Source organism: Bartonella sp. AC70YNML (assembly GCF_042196545.1).
GTDB lineage: Bacteria > Pseudomonadota > Alphaproteobacteria > Rhizobiales > Rhizobiaceae > Bartonella.
In genome coordinates this window covers 1-8583 of record NZ_JBHIQK010000008.1, presented here as the reverse complement: position 1 = coordinate 8583, position 8583 = coordinate 1, and the positions used below count along the sequence as shown (strand labels likewise).

Below are 8583 nucleotides of genomic sequence, written 5' to 3'. Positions count from 1 at the left end.
TTCTATAGTGAATTAATCAAAGTCATAGGCTTGCACGTCATAAAAGGGTGTGTGGGGGGGCTTTATATTGGTGAGTAATATTTAAAAAAAGACTGAAATGCCTCTTATGGACGCTCTCAAAGGTCAACGGCTGTTGTAACATGAGAGACAAATGGTATGATGATGCTCAGCTACTACTTTTATGAAGTGAAAAGGGGTATGAAGGTAAAGAAGGACGTGGTGTAACAAGGGACGGGCTTGATGCTTCACTTTACGGGGGCTATTATATCTTATTTACAGATACTGTTTTGAAATGAGCGTGGATGCGCTGGGAAATATTAAAAAAGTGCGTGAATGAGGGACACAAATGTATTCTGTTTTAGGAAGCCCTATTGTAACTGAAGAGGATATCTCCATTTAAAAATGCGATAAATAAAAGCATAAAATGTGTAATTTACATCAATTAATTGCCGTTGTCGTGGATGCTTTAAGCCCGTAAAGCTGAGGAGTGATGATGGATATTAGCTTTACTTCTTGAAATTTCATATTCTGCCAAAATAAAATTATATACGCATTGCGAAAATTACACAAAAAGAGATGGGTAATAGGCTCGCTTTTATTTTGCATATAAAAGCTGAAACGGTTTGCTCTTTATCGTTTTGGTTTCTGTTTTAAAATATGCGATTATATGAGGGATGGAAGTTGATTGACAGCGGGAATGGATTTTATGTGGCTTTCAGTTCTCATCGTTAAGGTTTTGGGGAACTATTGGGGGACAATAGAGGTTGGTTTAAAGAGGTTGGAAAATATCTTTGTGCTTAATAAACAGATGAGACATTTTGCTAAAAAAGGGGAAACTTTTCTTGTTCATTGTTTAAAATGCTCTTTTAAGAAAAAATATCAAAATAAGTATCAGGAACAGAGAGGCAATAGACAATTCCTTCTTGTGTCAATTTGAGAGAAGCTGAACCATTCACGGAAATGGGAACGATTTTTTCGAGAACGGCACTACCAAAACAGGCTTTTTTATTGTTTGTGGGAGGGATGCCGGATTCAAAATTTTCATGCCAAGTGATGATAAGTTGTGTTTTACCATTCAGTTTTGTTTCGATTTCACAGCGTACACAGATGCTCCCCTTTTCTTGGGAAAGGGCTCCAAAAGAAAGAGAATTGACAATCAGTTCATGAAAAGCCAAACCGATATGCAAAGCGGCATTGGGAAAAAGATAAGGATCGACGCCTTCAAGTGAAAAACGTTCTGTTTCTTTCATAAAATAGCCTAAAGCTTGCGTTTGGACCAATTCGCGAAATTGAGCACCACGCCAATCGGAATCAGTGATCAAATCTTGAGAATGAGAAAGAGAATGAAGACGACCTTGAAATTTTCGTAAAAAAACCTGAAGAGATTCAGTATAGCGGGCGGTTTGGCTGGCAATACTTTGAATGATCGCTAGAAGGTTTTTAGAACGATGACTGACCTCGCGAAGAAGGATTTTAAGCACTTGTTCACGGCGGCGTAAGCCGGAAATATTGACACCGGTGGTGATAATCCCAATAATGTCTTCGTTATCATTGCGGTGGCAATCAATAGAAAATTTGTACCAAATCTCTTGTTTATTTGTATCTTCAAAACGTGCTTCAACGGTTTGCATTTTGCCACTGGCTAAAACTTGCAGTTTGATGGTTTCCATATTGTCTGCAAGGTCAAGCGAAAAAAAGTCGCTGTCACGACACCCAACCCGCCATTTATGGTGCAAATGGTGTGGCAAGTTTTCAGCCCATAAATAAACTAGATTTGTTGCCTGATAGAGAACGCAAATATCAGCACCACGAATCGCTTGCATGAGCGCACTCATATGAGATCTATCCATAGGAGGCTTTGAAAGAGGCGTAACGATCATAATTTTAAGATGTTACCCTGTTCTAAGCCGCTTTAGAAGCATTCTCTTGAAAAAATAAAGCTTGGGAAATAAGCGCTTTCACCATATCAGGGTTAAAAGGTTTGGTCACTAAAAAAGTTGGTTCTGGACGCTCGCCAGTGAGAAGCCTTTCGGGAAAAGCCGTGATGAAAATCACCGGTATACGGTCATTTTTCAAAATCTCGTTGACCGCATCAATCCCTGAACTGTTATCGGCTAATTGAATATCAGCCAAAATCAACCGTGGTTTTTTCTTATGATACATAATGACAGCTTCATCACGCGTGCGCGCTATTCCTACAACATGATGACCTAGGCTTTCTACCATTTGCTCAATATCAAGTGCAATAAGAGGTTCATCTTCAATAATCATTACTTCAGTGGCAATTTGTTGAGAAATATCAATGGATGCTTGGTTGAGAAGTTTGCGAAATTCTTTCGTATCCAGATTCATGATTTCGCTGGCGTCTTGTTCATGAAATCCTTCAACGGCAATGAGCAAAAATGCTTGGCGTGCACGGGGCGTGAGATAGGATAATTTGGCACTGGTTTTTTGTTCAAGACCAAATTGGGGCAGGGGTTCAGGGATGTTTGGTGTGGTTTGGTCAAAAAGATGGCAAAAAAGCCAATAGGTACCAATTCGGTCAGTGGAGGCTTTGGGAAAAATGGAGATGTCGGCAATGAGTGCTTCCAACATCGCTGAAACATAAGCATCGCCAGAGGATTGGCTACCGGTGACAGAGCGGGCAAAACGCCGAAGATAGGGAAGATGCGGGGCAATGCGCGTTGATAATGACATAATTTATAACTCCTTTGACCTTTCAAGCATTTTGTTGGTTGAAATTCTCAACCGATAAAAAAGTTCCTTGATTTGTATGGAACTTTTTACCGACAGCTATATTTACAACCATAAGGCGAAAAAATTCTTCGCGGTGCTACCAATAATATATGGATTAGGGGGATGAAAAATGAACGACCGTGATGAAAAAAATCTCACTACACAATTTACAGTTGGAGATGATCTTCTCGGGGTCAATAGCGAAATAGCACGGAAGTTACGTCAATTTTACATGGAAATTCAAGAAGAAGCACTGCCACGGTGTTTGCTTGAGCTTTTAGAGAAGTTGGAGCGCGCAGAGCAATTTGGCTTAAACAATGTGGAAAAGGTTTGAATCCTTTATGTCAAAGTGCGCGAAAAACTTTAAACAAGAACTCCTTTCTGTGTTGCCGGCTTTACGAGCTTTTGCTGTTTCTTTAAGTGGCAAGCACGATAAAGCCGAAGATTTGGTCCAAGATACTGTTATGAAGGCATGGGCTAAGCAAGATAGTTTTGAGATGGGAACTAATCTTAAAGCGTGGCTTTTTACCATTTTGCGCAATGAATTTTATAGTCAAATGCGTAAAAAGGGAAGAGAAGTTCAAGATACCGACGGCGTGTTTACTCAAAATGTCGCTGTTCATCCTGCTCAATATGGATCACTTGATTTGCAAGATTTCAAAAAAGCCTTAAATTTGCTTTCTGCCGATCAAAGAGAAGCCATTATTCTCATTGGCGCATCGGGATTTTCTTATGAAGATGCTGCGGCTATTTGTGGTTGTGCTGTTGGAACCATTAAAAGCCGTGTGAGCAGGGCGCGTAATCGATTACAAGAACTTCTTAATGTCAATGGTGAGTCTGATTATGGTCCTGATTCTTACTCAGCTGGAAGTACATTGTGTTCATTTAACGGCTAAAAAAGCATAATAATTATGATCGATAGCCTTGTTTTTTTTATTCCCGTTATAGCTATTACAGTAAAGTCAGTATCTGAGGGAATTCAGAAGTTTGGCGTGTATCTTTAAGAACACAAGAAAAGCCTGTATAAAACTTTCTCACGGGCTTTAGGTTTTATGTTCCATAAGGTTGCCTTCCTTTGTGCTGAAAAATGACGACTTTCAAGTTCGCCAATGGACATTCTATGACAACAAAAACAAATTTGATGCCTCAAATGCCTTCTTCTGATGCAACGATATCACGCTGGCGGTGGGGTGCGATTGTTGTTTCTCTTGTTATGGCTCTTTTGGCATCGGTTTTTATTATGTTGCTTTCAAATGCCGTTGATCGAGAAGTCGCACAGTTGAATACAAGTTCAGAATTGCGTGAACAGGCTGATTTGGTCCTTATTAGCTTGATCGATATGGCTGTTGCTGATCGCAGCTATGCAAAAACGCGCAAGGCGGAAGATAAAATACGTTTTGAAAATTCAGAGCGGGAGTTGGGGAATATTCTCGACTATATCGCACTTATTGTTTATGCGCATCCGCAGTGGTATAAATGGTTTACGGCTTTTAAAGAAGAGGTTGAAGCACGAAAAGCCTTTATGAGTGCCCATATGCATGCTCTTGATGCGATTTCTGAACAACCTTCTCAACTTTCTCATGCGGACTCTTTGGAAGTATCAAAAATTCCTGTAGCACGTTTAGCGCAATTGATGACAAGTTTTATTAATGGGGATGATGTGGTGCGCCAAAAACAGCGCGAGGGTATCGCATTGATGCGTGCTGCTTTAACATTGGCAGCTATTGTTTCTGTTGTCAGTACTTTTGTTTCGGCCTATTTTGTTATTAATCGTTTTCATCGTGATATGCGCTCTTTAAAATTGTATCAATTGCTGCTTCATAGTGAAAACATCGCTCTGGAAGCCCGCGTGAAAGAACGAACACAAGAATTAGAAAGAGCACGCAATCACGCTGAAAAAGAACGCCAACGGGTTGAAATATTGTTGCAGGATGCAAGCCATCGCATTGGCAATTCTCTTGGGACGGTGTCTTCTTTGTTGGGGCTCCAGTTAAACCGAAGCAAAAATGAAGAGGTCCGTTCTGTTCTAGGAGCTGCACGTGATCGTATTCAGACAATTTCTACAGCACATCGTCGTTTGCGCTTAAGTGATGATATGGAAACGACACTATTGGCAGAGTTTCTCAGTTCTGTTGTGCATGATGTCGAATTGGCAGTCCCTTTTGAATTGCGTGAAAACATCACCATTCACACCAACTTTAAAGAGTGTCGCCTGTCTTCAAGAGATGCGACAACACTTGGAATTATCCTTGGTGAACTGCTGACAAATTCCTTAAAACATGCCTTTCCTGATCAACGGTCCGGTCATATTTATATCTCCTTTGGTCCCCAGAAAGATGGACAATTGATGCTCATTGTAGAAGATGATGGCGTGGGAATGAAAAGCCAAACTTTAAAACAAAAAACAGGACTTGGTCGTGTAGTCGTGGAACAGCTCTGTATGCAATTTGGTGAAAAACCTCTGTTTGAAACTTCTGCTTTAGGAGGTACAAAAATTGTCATTCCTTTGCCAAAACTTAGCATGAATAGTTCAAAAAAAAGCTCTGACTGATTTTTAAAAGGGTAAATTTTCTCTTTGCTCGTGGTAAGCTGCCTTTCATTCATCGTGAATCTATGGGGAGGGCATCTTTTCACAAGAAGGAGGAAAAATACGGCTTCATAGCGCGAACACATCACTCTTTAATTTAAATTATCGATTGTCTTCAAGAGAAGCAACTTTGCTTCTTTATCTTTTGGTGTAATGTTTGATTTTCTCTCTTGTTGTTTTTTCGCTTTGTTTACTCCGATGATCAGCTTTCAAAATTCTCCTTTTTTGTATGTTTTATAGCTTTGAAGTGCTTAAGTTAAAATTTAAATTTATTTTGAATAAGTGCTCCTTTACGCTAATAATACTTATATTCGTAAGCTCTATTTCTTTGCGAATAGATTGTTTTTTCAAGTTTTATTATTTTTTGTAAGGGCTGTTAAAATTTTAAATATGGGGTGTTTTTGTAAAAGTGTGTAACGAATATTCTTAAGGTAAAACGTGCTCAGAAAGTTCATGAAACACTGTCCTTTAGGGTCATGAACAGCATAAGCATTCAATAGGTGGAATTTATTCAAAAAGAAGCCGGGTTGTTTATAGAATGGTATGGGTTTTAGAATCTTCATCCTTTAGCGGGCACCTCTTTGATTTGAGATTTTATTGCATGGAAAACAAAGGGATTTTTATCGTTTTGATAAAATAAACAAGAAGAGTTAACCTTTTGGGGTTTCATATTTTTTACTTTTCTATTGTGCGTAAACCAGAAAAGGGGAGGGCGTTTTATTTTCAATCATTGTGATGCGACCTTGGGTGGCGGCATATTTCGGCGTATTCTTTAATAGATATTTAAAATGCGGAAATCTCTTTGAGAAAAGTAAGCGCTCAAGCATATTTTTTAGATGTTTTGAGTTGTAAAAAGGTAGATGCTTTAAGTTTCTTCGGAGGGTGCTATTGGGCTGTTGATCAAGGCATCAATATTGTTTTTTTCTTGTAGGAATGTTTGTAGGTCTTGATTGGTTAAGGCTTTGCTATCCGGTATACGAATGCGCATGGGATCAACTTTGACGCCATTGACAATGATTTCAAAATGACAATGGGGACCGGTTGCCATTCCCGTTGATCCAACATACCCAATAATTTGTCCTTGTCGTACTTTCACGCCTGGTTTGATGTCTGGTGCATAACGACTTTGGTGTGAATAACTGCTAATATACCCATTGGCATGTTGAATTTCCGTATGATTTCCATAGCCGCCTGTTACACCTACTTTTGTGACAATACCATCTCCTACAGCAATAATGGGTGATCCTTTAGGAGCAACCCAATCAACACCCGTATGCATGCGAATATAGCCTAAAATAGGGTGTTTGCGTGGGCCAAAGGGAGAGCCAAAAATGCCATTTGGTGTGGGTTTGCGCAACAAGAAAGGTTTTGAACTTTTCCCTTCAGAATCATAATAATCAACGCTTCCATCTTTTAATTGATAACGGTAATATTTATAAGTTGTATTCCCAAAAGTGGCGCTAATATAACGAATTTCTGGATCAGTGTTCTTGGAGGGTTCTTTGGCTTTTAAGTTCTTTTTGCCGTTTTGGGTTTCTTTATCGCTTTGTGGTATGGCATAAAATATTTCAATCTGATCATTGGGGGTTATCTGGCTTTTCATATCAATATTGGTGGCAAGCAGACGAATAAGACGATGAGAGAGAGATTGTGATATATTATGGCTTAGCAAAGCACTATAGAGTGCATCATAAGCCGTTGGTAATTGCGCGCTATTGATATAAGAATGTGGAATACCATTTTGAAAAGCCGTTTTAAGTGCTTTAGACATTTTAGGCTCTGTGCTTTCAATGAATTGGCCTTTATCATTCAGGGCAATGGTGAGAATATGATGCATTCCTTGATAGATACTTGCGCGTACGAGATGGTCTTCTTCTCCCGCTTGTGTCACGATGCCAATGCGTAAAAGGCTTCCCTCTTTAAGGGTATCGGAAAGGCTTATTTTTTCTAGCGTTTTTACAACCTGGTCAATTTGCTTTTTTGTATAATTGGTTTTTTTGAAAGCATCGGCTATCGTTTGTTTTTTACGAATAGGAATAATATCTTCAACATAGTTTTTCGTCAGATCGATACGGTGACTTTGAGGAGAAACGGTTACATTTTCTTGAACGATTCGAACTTCAGGGGATTCTGTACCTTGGGAAGGGGAGGATACATCTTCTAATTTTAAAGGATCAATCAATGTGAGAACTGAAAGAAGTTCGGAGCTCTTTTCTAAAGTAAATCCAGCTTTTTGCACTTCTTGTTGTGCCTCTTCATCTGTCAATGTGTCAGTGTCATCAAAATCGAATTGATTTACCTTAAAATCATAGCTGCGTAAGGTGAGTTTTGTTTCCACCTTTGCTCCATAAATCTGTCCAGAATCTTGTAGTTTAGCGTTTTGATTTGTCGAATCACTGGCAAGAATGCTTAAAGAATCAAATTTTGGATAGCTATATTTCTGGGGGCGCTTTTCGGCTAAAGCCATACGAATCCATTCAAAATGTTGTGTTTGAATGACTTTTTCATCGCCTTTTTTTTGTAGAATCGATAATTCAAATTGACGTTTTTTGTCAAAGCTTTGCCGTGCATGGGTGGGAGAAATGCGATCACCTTTATAGCCATTGGCTTCAAGATCTTGTGATTCTGATAGGTTTTCTTGCGTAAACCATTGTGGAGGGGTTACCAATCGCTGTTGTTCATCAAGAGCCGTAAAAAGTGCAATACCCATAAGAATGCAGGAAGTGATTCCTGTCAGAATGGTTCCTGTAAGCCAACGAGCAGAGACCTGTCGGCGTGCAGGCCGCAAGCGCTTGACGACAAGAGCAGGATCTTGTCCAGGATCGTTTTTTTGTTGTTCGTTATCCCACATAGATTTATAAGAGTACTTCTCAATATTAAATAAAGAAAGCTAGCTAGATAGCTTAGCATGCTTCTACAGGAATTTGATTCTTTTTACAAATTACAGATCATGCGAATTCTCTTTATACAGCAATGTCTTTATAAATCATACCTGTGTAGAGAAATCCTTTTGAATCAATATTAAAGTAAGGTAAAATAATCGCTCTTGAGATTAATTAATCCATGCATTTGATATTTTATGCCTTGCAATGGGGCGCTGTACTTTGACTTTAAAGGCGCTATGCACTCTTTGAATTTCTTCTGTTTTCATGTTTTATTTTTATACGCTTCTTATTTTGCCTATAATGTCTTGAAATACAACCAGTTGTTTACAATATTTTATTTTAAAAAAAAATAAAAAATGATATTGACTCTTTGGT

6 protein-coding genes are annotated in these 8583 nt (G+C 38.9%); 3 read left to right on the top strand and 3 right to left on the bottom strand.

Annotation, left to right across the window (positions count from 1 at the left end; genetic code table 11):
* Nucleotides 1-866 precede the first annotated feature (866 nt).
* Together ACFIMU_RS06280 and ACFIMU_RS06275 are read right to left on the bottom strand one after the other, a co-directional pair.
* A complete protein-coding gene (locus ACFIMU_RS06280) occupies nucleotides 867-1880 on the bottom strand; it encodes a sensor histidine kinase (RefSeq protein ID WP_375607014.1) in 1014 nt (337 codons plus the stop codon).
* A gap of 22 nt (nucleotides 1881-1902) precedes the next feature.
* Entirely contained in the window at nucleotides 1903-2697 is a 795-nt protein-coding gene (locus ACFIMU_RS06275; protein ID WP_375607013.1) for a response regulator, read from the bottom strand.
* Nucleotides 2698-2866: 169 nt separating this feature from the next.
* Between ACFIMU_RS06275 and ACFIMU_RS06270 the strand changes: the two genes are divergently transcribed.
* The 3 genes from ACFIMU_RS06270 to ACFIMU_RS06260 all read left to right on the top strand — a co-directional run bounded on the left by ACFIMU_RS06270 (nucleotide 2867) and on the right by ACFIMU_RS06260 (nucleotide 5287).
* Nucleotides 2867-3070, top strand: coding sequence for a NepR family anti-sigma factor (locus ACFIMU_RS06270; RefSeq protein WP_015856821.1), 204 nt, complete (start codon nucleotides 2867-2869; stop codon nucleotides 3068-3070).
* 7 nt (nucleotides 3071-3077) lie between these two features.
* Nucleotides 3078-3632, top strand: a complete 555-nt coding sequence (locus ACFIMU_RS06265) for an RNA polymerase sigma factor (RefSeq protein WP_375607012.1) — start codon at nucleotides 3078-3080, stop codon at nucleotides 3630-3632.
* A 224-nt stretch (nucleotides 3633-3856) separates the two neighbouring features.
* Nucleotides 3857-5287: a sensor histidine kinase gene (locus ACFIMU_RS06260; protein WP_375607011.1), complete on the top strand. Its 1431-nt coding sequence runs from the start codon at nucleotides 3857-3859 to the stop codon at nucleotides 5285-5287.
* A 901-nt stretch (nucleotides 5288-6188) separates the two neighbouring features.
* Here ACFIMU_RS06260 and ACFIMU_RS06255 read toward each other — a convergent pair.
* The gene (locus ACFIMU_RS06255; RefSeq protein ID WP_375607010.1) at nucleotides 6189-8174 is read right to left on the bottom strand and encodes a M23 family metallopeptidase; all 1986 of its coding nucleotides are present in this window, start codon (nucleotides 8172-8174) and stop codon (nucleotides 6189-6191) included.
* Nucleotides 8175-8583 lie beyond the last annotated feature (409 nt).

Excerpts from the sequence above, each read along its gene's own strand:
- ACFIMU_RS06280 (WP_375607014.1), bottom strand. The coding sequence starts at position 1,880 with ATGATCGTTACGCCTCTTTCAAAGCCTCCTATGGATAGATCTCATATG.
- ACFIMU_RS06275 (WP_375607013.1), bottom strand. The coding sequence starts at position 2,697 with ATGTCATTATCAACGCGCATTGCCCCGCATCTTCCCTATCTTCGGCGT.
- ACFIMU_RS06270 (WP_015856821.1), top strand. The coding sequence starts at position 2,867 with ATGAACGACCGTGATGAAAAAAATCTCACTACACAATTTACAGTTGGA.
- ACFIMU_RS06265 (WP_375607012.1), top strand. The coding sequence starts at position 3,078 with ATGTCAAAGTGCGCGAAAAACTTTAAACAAGAACTCCTTTCTGTGTTG.
- ACFIMU_RS06260 (WP_375607011.1), top strand. The coding sequence starts at position 3,857 with ATGACAACAAAAACAAATTTGATGCCTCAAATGCCTTCTTCTGATGCA.
- ACFIMU_RS06255 (WP_375607010.1), bottom strand. The coding sequence starts at position 8,174 with ATGTGGGATAACGAACAACAAAAAAACGATCCTGGACAAGATCCTGCT.